The organism is Alcaligenes sp. CHO6 (assembly GCF_037120595.1).
In the GTDB taxonomy this organism is placed as follows: Bacteria; Pseudomonadota; Gammaproteobacteria; order Burkholderiales; family Burkholderiaceae_B; genus Alcaligenes; species Alcaligenes ammonioxydans.
In genome coordinates, this window is sequence record NZ_JBANCI010000014.1 from 1 (window position 1) to 701 (window position 701).

General features: G+C 61.2%; 1 protein-coding gene. It reads left to right on the plus strand.

Annotated features, from left to right (window positions below; translation table 11 throughout):
• Positions 1-701 (plus strand): autotransporter outer membrane beta-barrel domain-containing protein (locus V6936_RS17280; RefSeq protein WP_336580171.1); only part of this gene is annotated, 701 nt, incomplete at both ends.

Below are 701 nucleotides of genomic sequence, written 5' to 3' on the forward strand. Positions count from 1 at the left end.
GATCGTCTGGTCGTCGGGGGGGCCGCCCATATCGACGGCACCCTGAAGCTGGCCGGCGGCCCTTTCCGTCAAAACGTCGCCTATTCCTTCGTGGACGCAGCACAGGGCGTGACCGGGAAATACAGCCACATTACGTACGACATGGCATTCCTGTCACCCACGCTGCTCTACGGCCCCGGCCTGTCCTTGATGATCCAGCGCAATGACACCCCCTTTGCAGCATTTGCCCATACCCGCAACCAGAAAGCCGTGGCCAACGCTCTGGATACCGGCTCGGACCAGCCACCAGCCGCGATGGCTGAACTGTATGACACGGTGCTTAATGCCCAGTCCAGCCAGGTCGCAGGCTATATGGAACAACTGCAAGGCCAGATCCATGCGGGCACCACCTCGGCACTGCTCAGCAATGGCGATCTATTGCCCCGTACCTTGGGCAAACAAGCCTCGGGCGCCCGTCATGCCACAGGACAAGACACCGTGCTGTGGGCGGACGTGATCCATCAACAACGCGATCTGGACGGCAACGAGGACAGCCAGGATGTACGCCACAAAGTCGGCGGCCTGTTCCTGGGTGGCGATACCTCCATCGGCGAACAAGGCTGGCGCATGGGTGCGTCTTTGGGCTATCTGGAAAACCGCATCAAACTGGATGATCGCCGTCAGAGCTCGCGCAGCAACAGCTACAGCGCCGCCCTGTACGG